We start from the raw sequence: 18,007 nt of genomic DNA on the forward strand, positions 1-18,007 counted from the left end.
ATGGCACGCTTTTTCATCGACCGACCGATCTTCGCCTGGGTCCTCTCGATCGTCGTGATGCTCGGCGGCGCGCTGTCCATCAGCCGCCTGCCGCTCGAGCAATACCCCGACATCGCACCCCCGACGGTGAACATCTCCGCCACCTATACCGGCGCATCGGCCAAGACCATCGAGGATTCGGTGACCCAGGTCATCGAGCAGCAGATGAAGGGCCTCGATGGCCTGATGTATATGTCCGCGACCAGCAGCTCGTCGGGCAGTGCGAAGATCAGCCTGACCTTTGAGGCCGGCACCGATCCGGACGTTGCGCAGATGCAAGTGCAGAACAAGCTGCAGCAGGCCGAGTCGCGCCTGCCGCAGGCGGTGCAGAACCAGGGCATTACGGTGACCAAGGGCGGCGGCGACTTCCTGATGATCGTCGCCTTCCGCTCGAAGGATCCGGCGATCACCCACACCGACATCGGCGACTTCATCGACAGCCAGCTCCTCGACCAGATCGCCCGCGTCGATGGCGTGGGCGAAGTGCAGACGCTCGGCTCGGCCTACGCCATGCGCATCTGGCTGGACCCTGCCAAGCTCGAGCAATACGCCCTGATGCCGTCGGACGTCACCGCGGCACTGGAGTCGCAGAACACCGAAGTCTCGGCCGGCCAGCTCGGCGCCCTGCCCGCCAAGCCGGGCCAGCAGCTGAACGCCACCATCAGCGCCCGGAGCAAGCTGCAGACGGTCGAGCAATTCCGTGACCTGGTGGTCAAGAGCTCGAACGACGGCTCGCTGGTGCTGCTTTCCGACGTGGCGCGAGTGGAGCTCGGTAGCGAAAGCTATGATGTCGTCGCCTCGCTCGACGGCCAGCCGTCGGCGGCGATGGGGATCAAGCTGGCGACCGGGGCCAATGCCCTGGATGTTGCCGAAGCGGTGAAAACCCGACTCGCCGAACTCTCCCCGAACTTCCCCGCCGAGTTGCAGCTGGAGATGGCGATCCCCTACGACACCACGCCCTTCGTCAGCCTGTCGATCGAGGAGGTGGTCAAGGCGCTGTTCGAAGCCATCGCCCTGGTCGTGCTGATCATGTACCTGTTCCTGCAGAACTGGCGCGCCACGCTGATTCCCGCCATCACCGTTCCGGTCGTGCTGCTCGGCACCTTTGGCGTGCTCGCCACGTTCGGCTATTCGATCAACACGCTCAGCATGTTCGCCATGGTGCTCGCCATCGGCCTGTTGGTGGATGACGCCATCGTCGTGGTAGAAAACGTCGAGCGGGTGATGAGCGAGGAAGGCCTGCCGCCGCGCGAGGCGACACGCAAATCGATGGGCGAGCTCGGTGGCGCGCTGGTCGGCATCGCCCTGGTGCTCTCCGCCGTATTCGTACCGATGGCCTTCTTCAGCGGTTCCACCGGCGCCATCTACCGGCAGTTCTCGGTGACCATCGTCAGCGCCATGGTGCTTTCGGTACTGGTCGCCATGACCCTCAGCCCGGCGCTCTGCGCCACTCTCCTGCGCCCCGGCGCTCATGGCGAGCGGCGCGGCTTCTTCGGCTGGTTCAATCGCTCCTTCAATCGCAACAGCGAGCGCTACGGACGTGGCGTGTCGCGGGTGTTGCGTGGCGGTTCGCGCATGCTGCTGGTCTATGCGCTGGTCATCGTCGCCATGGCGGTCGGCTACTTGCGTCTGCCCGGCGCGTTTCTGCCGGACGAGGATCAGGGCATGTTGATGGCCATGATCCAGCTGCCGGTGGGCGCCACCGACGAGCGGACCCAGGCCGCCACGTCCGAATTCATCGACTACCTGCTTGCCCAGCCAGAGGTCGACTCGCTCATCACTGTGACCGGCCTCGGCATGGGCGGCAATGCGCAAAATTCCGGCCGCGCCTTCATCAAGCTCAAGGACTGGAGCCTGCGCGAAGGTGCTGAGCACACCGCTGCCGCCCTCGCTCGCCGCGCCACAGGCGAACTCTCTGGCCTTCGCGACGCCAGCATCTTCGTCATGCAGCCGCCGGCGATCCGCGGGCTCGGCGAAAGCTCGGGCTTCGACTTGCAGCTCAAGGACGTCGGTGGCATCGGCCATGAAGCGCTGGTTGCGGCGCGGGACCAGTTCCTGGCCCTCGCCGCCAAGAGCAACAAGCTGGTCGGCGTGCGCAGCAACGGGCTGGACGATACCCCCGAGTTCCACCTGAACATTGACGACCGCAAGACCGGCGCCTTTGGCCTGTCGACGAGCGACATCAACGACACCTTGTCCACCGCCATGGGCAGCAGCTACGTCAATGACTTCGTGCACAACGGCCGGGTAAAGAAGGTCTACGTCCAGGGCGAAGCGGATGCGCGGATGCGCACCGATGACATCAAGCGCTGGTACGTGCGCAACGATGCAGGCGAGATGGTGCCCTTCAGCAGCTTTGCCAGTGCCGACTGGGCCTACGGCTCGCCACTGCTCGAGCGTTACAACGGCAACTCGTCCGTCGCACTGGTGGGCGATCCGGCTGCCGGGGTGAGTTCCGGCGAGGCCATGGCCGAGGTCGAATCGCTGATCGCGCAACTGCCGGCCGGCGTCGGCTACGAGTGGTCGGGCCAGTCGTACCAGGAGCGGTTGTCCGGCTCGCAGGCACCGATGCTCTACGCCATCTCGATTCTCTTCGTGTTCCTCTGCTTGGCGGCACTCTACGAGAGCTGGTCGATTCCGTTCGCGGTCATGCTGGTTGTCCCCCTGGGCATCGTCGGGGCGGTCTATGCCACCAGCCTGACCGGACTGAGCAACGACGTGTACTTTCAGGTCGGGCTGCTTACCACGGTCGGCCTGGCGGCGAAGAACGCGATCCTTATCGTCGAGTTCGCCAAGCAGCTCCACGAGCAGGGCCAGGACCTGCTCCAGGCGACGCTGGAGGCCTGCCGCCAGCGCCTGCGTCCGATCCTCATGACCTCGCTGGCCTTTATGTTCGGCGTGCTGCCGCTGGCCCTGGCCACCGGCGCCGGAGCGGGAGGCCGCCAGGCCATCGGCACCGGCGTGCTGGGCGGCATGCTCAGCGCCACCGTGCTCGGCCTGTTCTTCGTTCCGCTGTTCTTCGTACTGGTGCGCCGCCTGGGCACCCGCCGCGAGCCCGCCCCGATGGGCACAGGAGTTCAAGCATGATCCGCTCTGCCCGTTTCACCCCATTGTTTCTCGCCATTGCGCTGACCGGTTGCGTCAACCTGGCCCCCGATTACCAGCGTCCAGAAGCACCCATTCCTGACCAGTGGCACCGGGAGGTCGTCGCGCCGACCGCCCCGGCCGAGGCGCTGGTGTCGCTCGATCAGTTCATTCTCGAACCCCGGCTGCGCCAGGTCGTGCAGCTCGCCCTGGCCAACAACCGCGACCTGCGCGTCGCCGCGCTCAACGTCGAGACCGCACGGGCGCAGTACCGCATCCAGCGGGCCGACCAGTTCCCGGCGGTGGACGGCGACGCCAGTGGCAGCCACAGCCGCACGCCCAATGCGGGCACGACGGCCATCGAGCACCAGTACAGCGTCGGACCGAGCCTGAGCTTCGAGCTAGACCTCTTTGGGCGCTTGCAGAACCTCAGCGACGCCGCGCTGGAGGCGTATCTGGCGCTCGACGAAACACGGCGCAGCACGCAGATCAGCCTGGTCGCCGAGGTGGCGACGGCTTGGCTCACCCTGGCCGCAGACCGCCAACTGCTGACCTTGGCCGAGGATACCTGGCAGAGCCAGCAGGCCAGCTACGATCTGCTGCAACGCAGCCATGCGCTGGGCAACACGTCGGGCCTTGCGCTCGCACAGGCCCAGACCACCGTCGAGTCGGCCCGGGTCGACGTGGCCGCCTACCAGAGCCAAGTACAGCAGGACCTCAACGCCCTGACGCTGCTCGTCGGCGCGCCGTTGGACGAAGCGCTGCTGCCGCAGGGCCTTGAAGCGCGCGCGACCGAACTCGTCGACCTGCCGGCCGGGCTGCCGTCGACCGTGCTGCAGCAGCGCCCCGACGTGCTCGCCGCCGAACATTCGCTTAAAGCAGCCAACGCCGACATCGGCGCGGCGCGGGCGGCGTTCTTTCCCAGCATCAGCCTGACCGGCACGGCGGGGACCACCAGTTCCGAGCTGGCCGGGCTGTTCAAGGCTGGCAGCGGTGCCTGGAGCTTCGCGCCCAGCATCACCGTGCCGATCTTCAATGCCGGCGCCAACCGTGCCTCGCTCGAAGCGGCCCGCAGCGAACGCGAGGCCCAGCTCGCCACTTACGAAAAGACCCTCCAGACCGCCTTCAGTGAAGTCGCCGACGCCCTGGCCGTGCGGGGCACCTTGCAGGAACGCCTGGCCGCGCAGCAGGCGCTGACCGACGCCACCGAGCGCAGCTACCAGTTGGCCGACGCCCTTTACCGCAACGGGGCGAGCAGCTACCTCGACGCACTGGATGCACAGCGGACGCTGTACGCCGCGCGGCAAACGCTGATCGCGCTGCGGCTCACCGAGCAGAGCAACCGGATCGACCTGTTCAAGGCCTTGGGTGGAGGGAGTAGTGAGGATACCTAAGCCAAATAAGCGCGAGCCGCTTCATTTGCCCAGCAGGCTTTCAGTGATGCCCATCGTCTCGGCTACATGGCGAAGCGGGGGGCCGGCAAGCATCTAATCTACCGCCTTGAAAACGTCATTCGTTCTGGCTCATGAAACACTCCTTGCGGCGGACATCATCCACCTTAAGCCAGAATCCACTCAGCCCCGAACAGACCAGACACCTCCGGTTGTTTTTGTGGGGTGAAGAGCATGACGCGGAAACCAGGCAAGGTAGTGCGCAGATAAATGCCCGGCCCGCGCACCTCAGCCATTCGAAGGCTGCACCAAAGACGCTGGAGAGGCGTCGGCGGTCGCCTCGGATACAGCGTCCCCTCTGCTCTGCCCACGACAGGACTGGACTGTTGATGAGCCTGAACCGCTAGGGTAATGCAAGGCTAACTGACTCGCCGGACAATGACTCCCCTGCTCAGCCCACCTCAGGCCCTACCCGCACATCCTGCTGGCCGCTTTGGCGCAACTGTTCCGCGACAAAGCCGCTGCGGATCTTCTCGTTGAGGAAATTTCGGATGTACCGAGCCCCGGCCAGGCGGCCCTTGGGTACAGCCATTGCCTGCCGAATCTCGGTGAAACTGTCGTCAAGCACACGATAGCCGGGGTTAGCCTTGGCAAAATCTTCAAGTGGCTGGCGGACGCCGGCAGCGGCATCCAATTTCTGTTCGACGAACCAGTCCACCGCAGCCGCAGAAGTCGGTGCACGGACCAGCTCCGCCTCGGACAGGGTACGGGTCAGGAACAGGTCATAGGCCGCGCCCTTCCCTACCGCCAGGCGCAGCGCCTTCCGATCGAGCTCGGCGACCGAACGGAGCGGGCTATCTTCCTTGACCAGGTAGGTGCCTTCGATGATCACGTACGGGTGGCTGAACTCAATTTCCTCAGCCCGAACAGGCTCGATGGCCAGGAACGCCAGGTCCCAGCGGGCCTCGGACAACGCCGCGAAAACCTTGCCTGCTGCATCGAAGGTCACGAACTCGACGTCTACCCCGAGCGCCTCTGCCAGCGCCTTTGCCAGCGCGGTGGAGACGCCGCCAGGCTGGCCATCTGCCCCGCGTTGCGCCAGCACCGGATTGCCATAGTTGATCGCGGCCCGCAGTACGCCCGTCGGGGCAAGGTCTTGTAGTATGTCTTGGTCGACTTTCATGAGTTCACCTTATTCTGAACGGCTGTAGATACGACGTCTTCGTCGTCTTGCTTGTTGATGCGCATAAGCAAAGTCATAACGCAGGCGACTGCCAGCAGGCCACTGAGAAATAGCAGCCCGATGGCCGTACTGTTGGTGCTTTCCTTGACCATCCCTATCATTGATGGCCCGAAGAAACCGCCTAGGTTGCCAACTGAGTTGATGACGGCGATCGAAACGGCAGCCGTCGTCCGGCTCAGAAACAACGTTGGCAACGCCCAGAACGGCGACTTGAAGCTGTACAACCCGGCCAGCGCGAGGCTGATCATGGCGATGGCGATAATGGGGTCTGTAAACATGCCGGCGCCGATCATGGCCGCGGTGGCCACCGCCAGCGGAATCGCTGAGTGCAACTGCCGCTCGCCGTGGCGATCGGAGCTACGTGACCAGCCAATCATCATGAACGTCGCGACGATGTAAGGCACCATTGCGATCAGGCCGATCTGCGTATGGCTCAGCGACTCGGAGAAGCCCTTGATGATCTGCGGCATCCAGTAGCCGATTCCCAGGCTTCCGCACTGGTAGACGAAGTAGATAAACGAGAGGTACAGCACCTTTGGGTTGGTCATGGCCTTCATGACGCCAAAGTGCTTGACGTTTTTTTTCGCTTTACGGTCGTTTTCCAGTTCGTTCAACAGCCAGTCGCGCTCTTGCGGCTTGAGCCACTTGGCCTGCTCCGGCTTGTCGGTCAGGTAGAAGTAGCATACAACGCCCAGGAACACGGCTGGGATTCCCTCCAGGAAAAGCATCCAGCGCCAGCCGCTCCAGCCGCCCCAGCTGATGTTGTCCATGATCCAGGTGCTCAGTGGCGCGCCGATAATGTAGGAGACCGGGATAGCCGCGGTGAACAAGGCAACGGTGGTGGCCAGCTCTTTCGAGCGGAACCAGTAGGTCAGATAAACAATGATGCCAGGGAAGAAGCCGGCTTCCGCGACGCCGAGCAGGAACCGGAGCACGTAGAGCTGGGCAGCCGACTCGGCGAACGCAGTGGCAGCCGCGATGATGCCCCAGGTCACCAGGATGCGTGCAATCCACACCCGCGCACCGTAGCGGTTGAGCAGGACGTTACTCGGCACCTCGAACAGGAAATAACCAAGAAAAAAGATGCCGGAGATGAAGCCGAATGCCTCGCTGGTCAATGCCAGCTCGGCATTCATTTGCAGCGCGGCATAGCCGATGTTCGCGCGATCCAGATACGACACGATGTAGAGCAGGAATACGAAGGGAATGATGCGCAGGGTGACCTTGCGCACCACGGTTTTTTCCAGGCTGTTGCTTTCTGTTGTCATTGTGAGCCTCACCCGGTCACCTAAACGCGGACCGTCTTGTTGTTATCTGATTTCAGGCTGAAAAGATCATGCAAACGGGACTACCTGTGGTTACCTGCTCGCCCGTTGCCTCGAGCAGGCCGAGTTGGTGATCAACAGCGAAGGTGACGATCGAATCGCTGTCCTCGTTGAGCGCAAACAGGTAGCGCCCATCGGGGCTGAGTGTGAAATAGCGTGGCGTTTTTCCTTGGCTGGGTATGGCTGCGACAAAACTGAGCAGCCCTGTTTGCAGATCGATGGCGAACACCGCGATGCTGTCGAAACCGCGGTTCGAGGCGTAAAGGAAGCGCCCTTGCGCATCGACCTGTATGCCCGACGCACGGCTGTTGCCCGTGTAGCTGTCAGGCAGGGTGGACAACACCTGCCTGGGGCTCAGCACCCCTGTCTGCGTGTCGTAGCCATAGGCGGCTACCGTGTTATCCAACTCGTTAATGACGTACGCCATGTCCCCTTGCGGGCGAAACGCCATATGCCGCGGGCCCGCCGCCTCGCGGGCCTTTACCGAGGTAACCGCCGTCGTGGACAGAGCGCCGGCTTCATAGCGAAAGCAGAAAATCGTATCCAGGCCTTTGTCGGGCACCAGTACATGGCGCCCCGAGTGATCGAATAAATTGAAGTGCGGCTTCGCATGCGGCTGCTCAATCCGATGAGGTCCTGGCTCGCCATCCAGCTGCACGAGTTGCTTCAGCGAGCCCAGACTGCCGTCTTCCTCGATCGGCAGCACCGCTAGGCTCGCACCGATATGGTTGGAGACGATCAGGTGACGCTCGTCCGGATCGAGCGCCAGGTGTACCGGGTTCTTGCCTTGTGTGTCCTGGCGATTGAGAAAGACGATCCGTCCGGTCGCCTTGTCGACACGAAAAGCGCTGACCTCGAAGCGATCACCATGCACGCAATAGAGCATGTCGCCCTTGCCGTTGAGCGTCAGATAGGACGGATTGACCAGTCCCTCGACAACCTGCACAGGCGTCAGCACGCCGCGCTGGTCATCGAAGTGGAAAACGCTCAGCCCTTCACCACGTGCATTGCGTTCACGCGTCGTGCGGCTTCCAACATATGCGTACATCGAAGTTTCCGATCAGGCATGGGTGTAGATCGCAAGGCCGGCTTCACGAATAATGAGAGCTGCCTGACCGACAGAACCATTCGGTGCAAACCTTGCGACGGCCATCTGGAAGGCGTCAGGCGCGCGGCGCAGAGCCGCCAACGGCCAAAGGAACGTGATGGTCAAGCGCCGGCATCTTCAAAGCGCTGCCTGACGTGCCTCCCGGATTCGCTTTCATCCTAGAGCCATGGTCAGAGGGGGAAAATTGGCGATTCGACAACGGGCGTTCTCCGACGGAGAACGCTTAGTGACAGCTCAACGAGTGCCGAGATGCTCCACCAAGGTTCGCACCGTAGGTGTCAGCAGGTCCATGCTCCGCACCCCGACCACCAGCATCCGCTTCGCCCAGGCTTCGTCGAGCACGGTCATCTTCAATTTGAACGGTCGCAGGTACTGAGTGATCGCCGCCTTGGGCAAAATGGCGACCCCTATGTTCGCCGCCACCAGGCGGCACATGCACTCGAAGCTGCTGACCCGAACCCTGACTCGCATGGTCATTCCGAGCTCGGCTTGCTGATTCGAGAACAGCGTATAGAGCGAGCTGTCCAGGTGCGGGCCAATGAACTCATGCTCCAACACGTCACGGAAAGAAATGCTCGATAGCCCCGCCACTTCGTGCCCCTGTGCGCTGACCACTACCAATTGGTCCTGCCGATAGGGCCTGACTTCCAACCCGGGCGCCTGGGTGTGCTCGGCAAAGATGCCGAGATCGGCTCGGCCTTCAGTCACGGCGCGCACGACAGCAGAGCCGACGCGCTCCTCGATGTCGAAGTTGATCTGCGGATAGCTGCCGAGAAACCGCTCCAGATCGGCGGGCAGGAACTGCGTCAGGACGGAGGTGATCGCGTGGATGCGGATATGGCCCTTGACCCCAGCGGCATAGCTGGCCAATTCCTCGTCCATTTGCCCAAGCACCATCCTCAGCTCACGCGTGTAATGCAAGATCGACTGCCCGGCCGGCGTGAGCTCGACACCTCGCGCATAGCGCAGCAACAGCGGCGAGCCAACCTGCTGCTCAAGTTCCGAAATGCGCTTGCTCACGGCCGACACTGCAATATGCATGCGCTCGGCCGCGCGGGTGAGGTTGCGTTCTTCGGCGACAGCGACAAAAACGTTCAGGGTGAAGAGGTCGTAGCGCATTCGGATCGCTCCAGGGTCGGGCCGGCCGACAAGTCATCGCATCGTGGCGCCCGACGCCTGTACCGACGAGACAGCTCTTGTCGTATGCCGATGCGGGGCGGGGCCTTCACGCCGGTCTGCCTTCCATGCAAAGAGCGGCGTACCTCGACGTCGGGCCGGTTCGCTCAGCGCTCGCTATACAGCACGCCGCCACGAGATTTGTTGTTCGGATCGGATTCGACGATCTGTACCACCACTCGCTCACGCGGCACGTCGAAGCTGTCGATGACCGCCTCGGTGATCTTTTGCATCAGCATCTTTTTCTGCTCATGGGTCCGTCCTGCGACGGCGTAAACGACAATTTCCGGCATGGTTTTGCTTCCTTGATGATTGCCGCTCGTGGGCGGCGAGAGTAATTACCGTAATGTGTCGAGCGCCTGTTGAGCAGGCGGCCCCGCAAGCATCTGCCGCAGCTTGAGCACGGCACTGTCTGGAGTGGTCAGCACCGGTTGCCGGGTGGCACCGCGCGCCGCCTCGGCTGCAGAGGTCATGGAGAATTGGGCGAAGCACAGCACATCGGCGTCGCAGACCTGAGCCGCCATTGTCGCGATCAGCTGGTCATGCTTGGCCACTTCACCCGCGCGCAACGCCACCATCGCCTCGGCACAGATGTAGGGCTGAATCTCTACGCTGCGACCCTGCGCCGCGGCCATCGCCTGAAACTCGTCACGCATCGCGGCGATCGCCGGCTCGAACGTGGCCAACACTGCTATTCGGCTGCCCTGTTTTAGGGCCTCCGCAACCATCGCCTCGCTCGGGCGCATCACTGGGATCGACAACTGCTCGCGGCAGACGTCGATGGCATCACCATAAGCCGAGCAGGTGAAGAGGATGGCATCGGCGCCGGCCGACTCGGCATAGCGGGCCAGGTCGAGCAGCCGACCGGACAGGGCTGGTGTCAGCGCGCCGGCGGCTTCCAAGTCCAGTGAGAGCGAGTCATCCAGCAAATTGAATGTTGTGGATTCAGGCCAAAGACGCTGAAAGGCGCCGTGGATCGGCTCCATTGCCACCGAGACCGCATGGATCAAGAAGACGCGTTTGGATTGGGCCACGCCTAGTACCTCCGTTCAGTTGTTATCAGGCTGCGGGACGGCGAGACCCCGAGCGTGGCTCAAACATCAAGGATGATCACGCCGTCGTCATCGCCATAAAGACGATCACCGGGAACAATCATCTGCCCGGCGAAGGTCACTGGCACGCCTACCTGCCCCTCGTCGCGCTTGATCGACTTGCGCGGCGAGGCACCCAGTGCCTTGATCGCGATCGGCAGGTCGCGCAGCACGGCCTTGTCGCGCACATAGCCATAGATAAGCGCGCCGGCCCAGCCATTTTTCACCAGATCGACCGCGATCACATCGCCCAGCAGCGCGCAACGATCACTTCCACCGCCGTCAACCACGAGAATCCGCCCCTCGCCCGGCTCGAGGCTGAGCTCTTTAATACGTGAGTTGTCTTCGAAACATTTAACGGTCACGGCCGGACCGGTCATTTCGCTACGCCCGCCAAGGTCCGCAAAGAGCGGCGCCAACACACGGACCCTGTCGCCATGCTCGTCGCACAGGTCGGTTGTCTTGATCGTCATGGTGTTCCACCTCAGCCTTATAAATGACGATCTAAACTTGCATGAATTGGTTTTTCGTGCAATAAAATTCAATATGTCGAGGGGACGGTCGATACCTGCGCTTGGTCAGGTCGCTCAATCTTAAAGCGATCCGTTAGCTTGCCCGGTCGATCGGAAACCCAGGCAGATGGTTTTTCGCTACGATTGCGTGCAGCTCCAGGCAGCGTAGCGGCTATTCTCGATTACAAACAACAATGATTAGGAGAGCGCAAATGCGGATTCTGGTACTTCCCGGCGACGGCATCGGCCCTGAGATCGTCGAGTCCTCGATGACGGTGCTGAAGGCAGCCGATGAAAAATACAAACTTGGCCTGAGCTTCGACTACGACGACGTGGGCTTCGCCAGCCTGGACAAACACGGCACCACGCTGCGCCAGGAAACGCTCGAGAAGGCCAAGACCTACGACGGCATCATCCTCGGCACCCAGTCGCACGCCGACTATCCGGCACCGGAACAAGGCGGTCGCAACGTCTCCGCTGGCTTCCGCATCGGCCTGGACCTCTACGCCAACGTGCGCCCGGCCCGCACCCGCCCCTTCCTGACGTCGAACATGAAGGAAGGCAAGAGCATGGATCTGGTGATCATGCGCGAAGCCACTGAAGGCTTTTACCCGGATCGCAACATGACCCGCGGCTGGGGCGAAGTGATGCCCACGCCGGACATGGCGCTGTCCACCCGCAAAATCACCCGTCATTGCAGCGAGCGCATCGCCCGCCGCGCCTTTGAACTGGCCAGCAAACGCAAGAAGAAAGTTACCGCGATTCACAAGGCCAACAGTTTCCACATGACCGACGGCCTGTTCCTCGAAGCCGTGCGCCATGTCGCCAAGGACTTCCCGGACGTACAGCTGGACGACCTGCTCGTCGATGCCTCCACGGCGCACCTGGTGCGTTCGCCGGAGCGTTTCGACGTGCTCGTCGCGACCAACTTCTACGGCGATATCATCAGTGACCTGGCCAGCGAGCTGTCGGGGAGCCTGGGCCTCGCCGGTTCCATGATGGCCAGCGACACCCATTGCTGCGCGCAGGCCCAGCACGGTTCGGCACCGGACATCGCCGGACAGGACAAGGCCAACCCGGTCTCGATGATCCTTTCGGTAGCGATGCTGCTGCAGTGGATGGGTGAGCACCACAGCAACCCGGCGCTGGTCGAAGCCGCCGCGGCGATGGACAAGGCCGTCGATGCAGTGCTGGAAAACCCCGAGCAGCGCACCGCCGACCTTGGCGGCAAGCTCGGCTGCAAGGCCTTCGGAAAGGCTGTCGCGGACGTCCTGCGCGGCTGACCCGATGGGCGCCGTGCCCCCACGGCGCCCATGCGAACCAAATCTCAAAGAACAACAATGCCTCATCCAGCGCCCCGCGCTCGATCCGAGGTAAAGGAGAGAGCAGTGAGCCAACTATTGCTGGGTTGCATCGCCGACGACTTCACCGGCGGCACCGATCTCGCCAGCATGCTGGTGCGCGGCGGCATGCGCACGATCCAGGTGATCGGCGTGCCCGAGGGTCCGATTCCGGCAGATGTCGACGCCGTCGTCGTCGCGCTGAAATCGCGCACCCAACCGAAAGACCAGGCTGTGCAGGAATCGCTCGCCGCGCTTGAGTGGCTGCGTGCCGCCGGCTGCCGGCAGTTCTTCTTCAAATACTGCTCGACCTTCGATTCCACCGCTGAAGGCAACATCGGGCCGGTGGCCGACGCGCTGATGGATGCGCTGGGCATCGACTTCGCCCTGGCCTGCCCCGCCTTCCCGGAAAACAAACGGACCATCTACCAGGGCCATCTCTTCGTCGGCGACGTGCTGCTCAGCGAGTCGGGTATGCGCCACCATCCGCTGACGCCGATGACTGACGCCAACCTGATCCACGTACTGGGCAGCCAGACCAAGCGAAAGGTTGGCCTGGTGCCCTACCCGGTCGTGGCGCAAGGCGCAGCGGCCATTCGCGACGAATTCGAATCCGCAAAACGCGAGGGCAAGGGCTACGTCATCGTCGATGCAATCGACAACGCCAACCTCAACGTCATCGGTGAGGCCGCGGCCGATCACCTGCTGATCACCGGCGGCTCCGGTGTGGCCATCGGCTTGCCGGAGAACTTCGCGCGCGCCGGCCTGCTACAGACGAGCCACAGCGCGGCCGAACTGCCGCCGGTAGGCGGCTACAGCGCGGTGCTGTCCGGCAGCTGTTCGGTCGCCACCAACGACCAGATCGAGCATTGGCAACGTAGCCGGCCGAGCTTCCCGCTCGATCCGCTGCGGCTCGCCGAAGGCTGCGACCAGGTCAGCGAAGCCCTGGCCTGGGCCCGCGAGCGTGTCGCAGAAGGTCCGGTGCTGATCTATGGCAGCGCCCGTCCTGATCAGGTGAAGGCCGCACAAGAACGCCTCGGCGTTGAAGCGGCGGGCCTGTTGGTCGAAGAGGCGCTGTCGCGCATTGCTGTCGGGCTCGACGAGCTGGGCGTGCGCCAGTTCGTCGTGGCCGGAGGCGAGACGTCCGGCGCAGTGGTCAAGGCGCTCGGCGTCGAGGCCCTGCGCATCGGTGCGCCGATCGACCCGGGCGTGCCCTGGACGCTGGGCGTGCGCGAGGTGCCGGTGGCCCTGGCGCTCAAGTCCGGCAATTTCGGCAGCCTCGACTTCTTCGAAAAAGCATTGGGGCAGGTGCGATGAACGAGAACAAACAGCGGGACGAAATCGCCCTCCTCGGCAAGTCGATGTACGACCGTGGGCTGACGCACGGCGGCACCGGCAATATCAGCGTGCGGCTGGACAACGGCTGGCTCGTCACCCCGACCGGCTCGTCGCTGGGCCGCCTGGACCCGGCTCGGATTTCGAAACTCGACTGGGACGGCCGCCACATCAGCGGCGACAAGCCCTCCAAAGAGGCGCTGCTGCATCTGGCCATGTACGAGGAGCGGCCCTCCAGCGGCGCCGTAGTGCACCTGCACTCGACACATTCGGTAGCTGTCTCGGTACTCGACGGGCTCGACCCCGACGACCTGCTGCCAGCCATCACCGCCTACTACGCGATGCGCGTCGGCAAGCTGCCACTGGTGCCCTACTACGCGCCGGGCGATCCGGAGCTGGCCAATGCGGTCAGGGCATTTTCCGGCAAGCATCATGCGATGCTCCTTGCGCATCACGGCCCGGTGTGCGCCGGCTCCGACCTGCACGCGGCGGTGGATATCACAGAGGAGCTGGAAGCGACGGCGCAACTGTTCCTGCTGATCTTCCAGCACAAGTTCAGGACACTAACGCCCGAACAGATCGCTGACCTGCAGCGCCGGTTTCCCCAGCGCTGATGCCGATGCGCTATGACCTGCTGAGCCTGGAGATCTTTCTCGCGGTGGCCGAGCTCGGCAGCGTCACCCGCGCCGGCCCGCGCTGTCACCTGGCAACCTCGGCGATCAGCAAGCGCGTCAGCGAGCTGGAGGAAAAGGTTGGTTCGCCGCTGTTCATTCGGAATGCGCGCGGTATGCAGCTTACCCCTGCCGGCCAGTCACTGCGCCACTACGCCCAGCAGATGCTCGACACCCTCAAACGGATGGAGCTGGAGCTTGGGGAATACGGCGCCGGAATCAAGGGCCACATCCGCCTGCACGCCATTACCTCAGCGCTCGCCCAACAACTGACGCTGGATATTGCTGGCTTCCTCGATGCCTACCCGCAGGTGCGCTTCGACGTTGAAGAGCGCTCCGGTGCGAAAGTGGTGCGCGCTGTATCCGAAGGTCGCGCCGATCTTGGCATCGTCGGGGAGCACACCCCAGCACTCGGGCTTGAGACGGCACTCTACCGTATCGACGAGATGGTCATTGCGGTCGCCGAAGACCACCCATTGGCTGCGCGCGATGCAATCAGTTTCGCCGAAGCCCTGACCTACGAATTCATCGCCCCGCACCCTGAAAGCTCGGTACATCGACTGCTCAGTGAACAGGCGCGCCTGCTTGGCGGCGAGATCAAGCAGCGCATCCGCGTCAGCAGTTTCGACAGCCTGTGCCGAATGGTCTCGACCAACCTCGGCATCGGCTTTATCCCGCGCGGCGTACTGCGTCCCTACTTGCGTCAGTTCCGCCTGCGGGCGTTGACGGTGGATGAAAGCTGGGCCGACCGGCGCCTGTTTATGGTCGCCCGCAGCTTCGCCGCGCTGGACCCGACCACCCGCGCGTTTGTCGATCACTTGAGCGTCGACCATTCTTGAATGGAGAACGCACCATTACCAATTGTTCAATTTTCAGCCGTTCTCTGGCTGCCTACCATTCGCAATCAATCCAAGCCGTTTCCGAACGGCGCACGCTGAACAAACCAGAAGTAGCCAAGCCGATGAAGACGCCTCTCGATTCCCGCTTCGAAAACCACCTGCAGATCGGCCAAGTCCGTTACGCCTATGTCGACCTACTGAAAGTAATGCCGGTTAGCGATCTGCAGCGCCTGCCCTACTCGATCCGCCTGTTGATCGAGAACGTCGCACGCTGCTCGCCGTCGGCGCTGCCCGAGGTGCTGGATTGCGCCGCCGGGCGCAGCAGTGGTTGCGAGGTGCCCTTCTACCCGAACCGGCTGATGTTCCACGACACCACCTGCTTGCCCGCGTTGGCCGACTTCGCCGGCATGCGCGACATGGTGGCCGAGCTGGGCGGCGACCCGAGCCTGGTCAACCCGACCATCCCGGCCGTGCTGACCATCGACCATTCGGTGATCGTCGAGCGCTACGCCAGCCCCGATGCAGTCGACGCCAACCTGGACATCGATTTCCGCCGCAACAGCGAGCGCTACCGCTTCATCAAATGGGCGCAGCAGAGCCTGGACAATTTCAAGGTGGTTCCGCCAGGCACCGGCATCATCCACCAAGTGAATATGGAATCTCTGGCCACTGTGGTCTGGGAAAGCCAAACGACTGATGGCCGGGCGCTGCTGCATCCCGACGACATGGTCGCGACCGACAGCCACACGCCGATGATCAACGCCGTTGGCGTGCTCGGCTGGGGGGTCGGCGGCCTCGAAGGCCAGGCAGCGATGCTGGGCGAGCCGGTGCCGATCGGTTTTCCCGAGGTTATCGGCCTACGCCTGACTAACGCGCTGCGCCCGGGCGTGACCGCCACCGACCTGGCCTTGTGGGTCACCCGCCTTCTGCGTGAACGCGGCGTGGTCGGCAAGTTCGTCGAATTCTGCGGGCCCGGTCTGTCCGCGCTGAGTTGGGCAGCGCGCGGCACCCTGTCGAACATGGCGCCGGAATACGGCGCAACGGTGGTGTTCTTCCCCTTCGATGACGTCACCTACGAATACATGCAGCTGACCGGCCGCACCGAGGAGCAACTGGCGCGCATGCGGGCCTATCTTGATGTGCAACAGCTGTGGCGCCGCGACGATGCCGCAGAGCCCGTCTTCACCGAAGTGATCCCGATCGACCTCGCGCAGATCGAGCCGAGCGTGGCCGGCCCGCACCAGCCGCACCAGTGGCGCCCACTGGGCGAGGCGGCAAAATCCTTCCATGAAGAGGTGCTCGACAAGCGCGCCAGTCTGATCGCCACCAGCGCCCCGCAGGCACCAGACGAATACCTGGAACCCTCGTTCGGCCAACCGCTGACGCATGGCGCCATCTCTATTGCGGCGATCACCAGCTGCACCAACACGGCCAACCCGAGCCAGATGATTCAGGCCGGTCTTTTCGCCCGCAACGCGCGGCGCCGCGGGCTGTTGCCCAAACCTTGGGTGAAAACCTCGCTCTCGCCCGGCTCGCGGGTGGTCGCAGACTACCTAGGCAAAGCTGGCTTGCTCGAAGAGTTTGCCGCGCTCGGCTTTGACCTCGCCGGCTTCGGTTGCATGACCTGCATCGGCAACTCCGGCCAGCTCGAATCCCACATGGAAGCCTTCGCCGACCAGGGGCTGCAGACGGTGGTCGTTCTGTCCGGCAACCGCAACTTCGAGGGCCGGGTGAACCCGAAAGTGCAGATCGGCTACCTCGCCTCACCCGCGTTGGTGGTCGCTTATGCCATCGCCGGCACTATCGACACCGATCTGCAACAGCAACCGCTGGGCAAGGACGCCGATGGGCACGACATCTACCTGCACGAACTGATGCCAGATGAAGATGAGATCCGTGCACTGGTCGGTGAGACCGTGCGCCCCGAGCTTTTCCGCGAGCGCAACGCGACACTCTGGGACGGCACGCACCACTGGCAGGCGCTTTCCGCCTCCGGCAGCATGCGCTTCCCCTGGTCGCCAACTTCGACCTACCTGCGCCGGCCGGTCTACCTGCAAGGCGTGAATGCCGAGGCACCACAATCACTCGCCGTCGAAAACGCGCGCGTGCTGCTGGCATTGGGCGACAACGTCACCACTGACCACATCTCGCCGGCCAGCGCCATCCCGCTCGCCAGCCAGGCCGGGCAATGGCTGATCGAGCACGGCGAAGCGCCTGAAGACCTGAACCAGTACTCGACGCGCCGCAGCAACCACGAGGTGATGATGCGCGGCGCCTTCGTCAACCGCGCGGTGCGCAACCTGCTGCTCGAGACGCAACCCGGCGAAGGTGGCTGGGCCTACAACCACGACGGCCAGGTCCAGCGCGTCTACGACGCAGCGCTAAGCCACGTGGCCGCCGGCACGCCGCTGGTGGTGTTCGCCGGCTTCAATTACGGTGCTGGCTCCAGCCGAGACTGGGCCGCCAAGGCGCAGGCGACGCTAGGCGTGAAAGCCGTGATCGCGCGCAGTTTTGAACGCATCCACCGCAGCAACCTGATCGGCATGGGCGTGTTCCCGATTCAGTTCGCGCCGGGCGAATCGCTCGAACAATTGGCGCTCGACGGTTCGGAACGCGTGACACTGGTCGGCCTCGACCGGGTTGAGGTCGGCCGCAACCCGATCGAGCTGCAGCTGACCGGCCGCGACGGTCGCACCCGCCAGGCCCAGCTCGTGCTGCCGATCGATTCGCAGCAGGAACTGCTCTACCTGCGCCAGGGTGGCATCCTGCCCTACGTGGTACGCAAGGCTATCTCACGGACCGGGAACCAAGGCTAAGCATGCCCTTGATTGCCGTCTCGGCTGCCCTTGCGCT

At 63.3% G+C, this 18,007-nt stretch carries 15 protein-coding genes; 7 read left to right on the forward strand and 8 right to left on the reverse strand.

From position 1 onward, the window contains the following. Both M1D78_RS10710 and M1D78_RS10715 read left to right on the forward strand, forming a co-directional pair. Complete coding sequence (locus tag M1D78_RS10710; protein ID WP_437419280.1) at nucleotides 1-3,126, forward strand: efflux RND transporter permease subunit; 3,126 nt, start codon at nucleotides 1-3, stop codon at nucleotides 3,124-3,126. Continuing rightward, nucleotides 3,123-4,517: an efflux transporter outer membrane subunit gene (locus tag M1D78_RS10715; RefSeq protein ID WP_437419279.1), complete on the forward strand. Its 1,395-nt coding sequence runs from the start codon at nucleotides 3,123-3,125 to the stop codon at nucleotides 4,515-4,517. Before M1D78_RS10710 ends, M1D78_RS10715 begins: the two co-directional genes overlap by 4 nt. A gap of 448 nt (nucleotides 4,518-4,965) precedes the next feature. Here the strand turns inward: M1D78_RS10715 and M1D78_RS10720 are convergent, their stop codons facing one another. From M1D78_RS10720 to rraA, 8 genes are all read right to left on the reverse strand, one after another. After that, nucleotides 4,966-5,697, reverse strand: a complete 732-nt coding sequence (locus M1D78_RS10720; protein ID WP_437419278.1) for an ABC transporter substrate-binding protein — start codon at nucleotides 5,695-5,697, stop codon at nucleotides 4,966-4,968. Continuing rightward, the gene (locus M1D78_RS10725; protein WP_437419277.1) at nucleotides 5,694-7,025 is read right to left on the reverse strand and encodes an MFS transporter; all 1,332 of its coding nucleotides are present in this window, start codon (nucleotides 7,023-7,025) and stop codon (nucleotides 5,694-5,696) included. Before M1D78_RS10725 ends, M1D78_RS10720 begins: the two co-directional genes overlap by 4 nt. Before the next feature lie 52 nt (nucleotides 7,026-7,077). Beyond that, complete coding sequence (locus M1D78_RS10730; protein WP_437419276.1) at nucleotides 7,078-8,130, reverse strand: lactonase family protein; 1,053 nt, start codon at nucleotides 8,128-8,130, stop codon at nucleotides 7,078-7,080. Nucleotides 8,131-8,142: 12 nt separating this feature from the next. After that, nucleotides 8,143-8,295, reverse strand: a complete 153-nt coding sequence (locus M1D78_RS10735) for a hypothetical protein (RefSeq protein ID WP_437419275.1) — start codon at nucleotides 8,293-8,295, stop codon at nucleotides 8,143-8,145. A gap of 129 nt (nucleotides 8,296-8,424) precedes the next feature. Next, a complete protein-coding gene (locus tag M1D78_RS10740) occupies nucleotides 8,425-9,309 on the reverse strand; it encodes a LysR family transcriptional regulator (RefSeq protein WP_437419274.1) in 885 nt (294 codons plus the stop codon). A 164-nt stretch (nucleotides 9,310-9,473) separates the two neighbouring features. Next, nucleotides 9,474-9,659, reverse strand: a complete 186-nt coding sequence (locus M1D78_RS10745) for a tautomerase family protein (protein ID WP_457932740.1) — start codon at nucleotides 9,657-9,659, stop codon at nucleotides 9,474-9,476. A 45-nt stretch (nucleotides 9,660-9,704) separates the two neighbouring features. Then, on the reverse strand, nucleotides 9,705-10,400 hold the full coding sequence (locus M1D78_RS10750; protein WP_437419273.1) for an aspartate/glutamate racemase family protein: 696 nt from the start codon (nucleotides 10,398-10,400) through the stop codon (nucleotides 9,705-9,707). Between the two features lie 59 nt (nucleotides 10,401-10,459). Continuing rightward, on the reverse strand, nucleotides 10,460-10,930 hold the full coding sequence (gene rraA / locus M1D78_RS10755; RefSeq protein ID WP_437419272.1) for a ribonuclease E activity regulator RraA: 471 nt from the start codon (nucleotides 10,928-10,930) through the stop codon (nucleotides 10,460-10,462). A gap of 251 nt (nucleotides 10,931-11,181) precedes the next feature. Between rraA and M1D78_RS10760 the strand changes: the two genes are divergently transcribed. From M1D78_RS10760 to acnA, 5 genes are all read left to right on the forward strand, one after another. Continuing rightward, a complete protein-coding gene (locus M1D78_RS10760; RefSeq protein WP_437419271.1) occupies nucleotides 11,182-12,252 on the forward strand; it encodes an isocitrate/isopropylmalate dehydrogenase family protein in 1,071 nt (356 codons plus the stop codon). 105 nt (nucleotides 12,253-12,357) lie between these two features. Further along, nucleotides 12,358-13,626, forward strand: coding sequence for a 3-oxo-tetronate kinase (gene otnK / locus M1D78_RS10765; protein ID WP_437419270.1), 1,269 nt, complete (start codon nucleotides 12,358-12,360; stop codon nucleotides 13,624-13,626). Continuing rightward, nucleotides 13,623-14,258 carry a 3-oxo-tetronate 4-phosphate decarboxylase gene (otnC, locus tag M1D78_RS10770; RefSeq protein ID WP_437419269.1) on the forward strand — a complete coding sequence of 212 codons (636 nt, stop codon included), beginning with the start codon at nucleotides 13,623-13,625 and terminating at the stop codon, nucleotides 14,256-14,258. Before otnK ends, otnC begins: the two co-directional genes overlap by 4 nt. After that, complete coding sequence (locus M1D78_RS10775) at nucleotides 14,258-15,154, forward strand: LysR family transcriptional regulator (RefSeq protein ID WP_437419268.1); 897 nt, start codon at nucleotides 14,258-14,260, stop codon at nucleotides 15,152-15,154. Before otnC ends, M1D78_RS10775 begins: the two co-directional genes overlap by 1 nt. A 122-nt stretch (nucleotides 15,155-15,276) precedes the next feature. Further along, nucleotides 15,277-17,970, forward strand: a complete 2,694-nt coding sequence (gene acnA, locus M1D78_RS10780; RefSeq protein WP_437419267.1) for an aconitate hydratase AcnA — start codon at nucleotides 15,277-15,279, stop codon at nucleotides 17,968-17,970. Nucleotides 17,971-18,007 lie beyond the last annotated feature (37 nt).

The organism is Pseudomonas sp. SA195 (genome assembly GCF_054131565.1).

What these genes read in the sequence shown, in the direction of transcription:
- M1D78_RS10730 (WP_437419276.1), bottom strand. Translation starts at nt 8,130, where the DNA reads ATGTACGCATATGTTGGAAGCCGCACGACGCGTGAACGCAATGCACGT.
- otnC (WP_437419269.1), top strand. Translation starts at nt 13,623, where the DNA reads ATGAACGAGAACAAACAGCGGGACGAAATCGCCCTCCTCGGCAAGTCG.
- rraA (WP_437419272.1), bottom strand. Translation starts at nt 10,930, where the DNA reads ATGACGATCAAGACAACCGACCTGTGCGACGAGCATGGCGACAGGGTC.
- M1D78_RS10710 (WP_437419280.1), top strand. Translation starts at nt 1, where the DNA reads ATGGCACGCTTTTTCATCGACCGACCGATCTTCGCCTGGGTCCTCTCG.
- M1D78_RS10715 (WP_437419279.1), top strand. Translation starts at nt 3,123, where the DNA reads ATGATCCGCTCTGCCCGTTTCACCCCATTGTTTCTCGCCATTGCGCTG.
- M1D78_RS10745 (WP_457932740.1), bottom strand. Translation starts at nt 9,659, where the DNA reads ATGCCGGAAATTGTCGTTTACGCCGTCGCAGGACGGACCCATGAGCAG.
- M1D78_RS10740 (WP_437419274.1), bottom strand. Translation starts at nt 9,309, where the DNA reads ATGCGCTACGACCTCTTCACCCTGAACGTTTTTGTCGCTGTCGCCGAA.
- M1D78_RS10725 (WP_437419277.1), bottom strand. Translation starts at nt 7,025, where the DNA reads ATGACAACAGAAAGCAACAGCCTGGAAAAAACCGTGGTGCGCAAGGTC.
- M1D78_RS10775 (WP_437419268.1), top strand. Translation starts at nt 14,258, where the DNA reads ATGCCGATGCGCTATGACCTGCTGAGCCTGGAGATCTTTCTCGCGGTG.
- M1D78_RS10720 (WP_437419278.1), bottom strand. Translation starts at nt 5,697, where the DNA reads ATGAAAGTCGACCAAGACATACTACAAGACCTTGCCCCGACGGGCGTA.
- M1D78_RS10760 (WP_437419271.1), top strand. Translation starts at nt 11,182, where the DNA reads ATGCGGATTCTGGTACTTCCCGGCGACGGCATCGGCCCTGAGATCGTC.
- acnA (WP_437419267.1), top strand. Translation starts at nt 15,277, where the DNA reads ATGAAGACGCCTCTCGATTCCCGCTTCGAAAACCACCTGCAGATCGGC.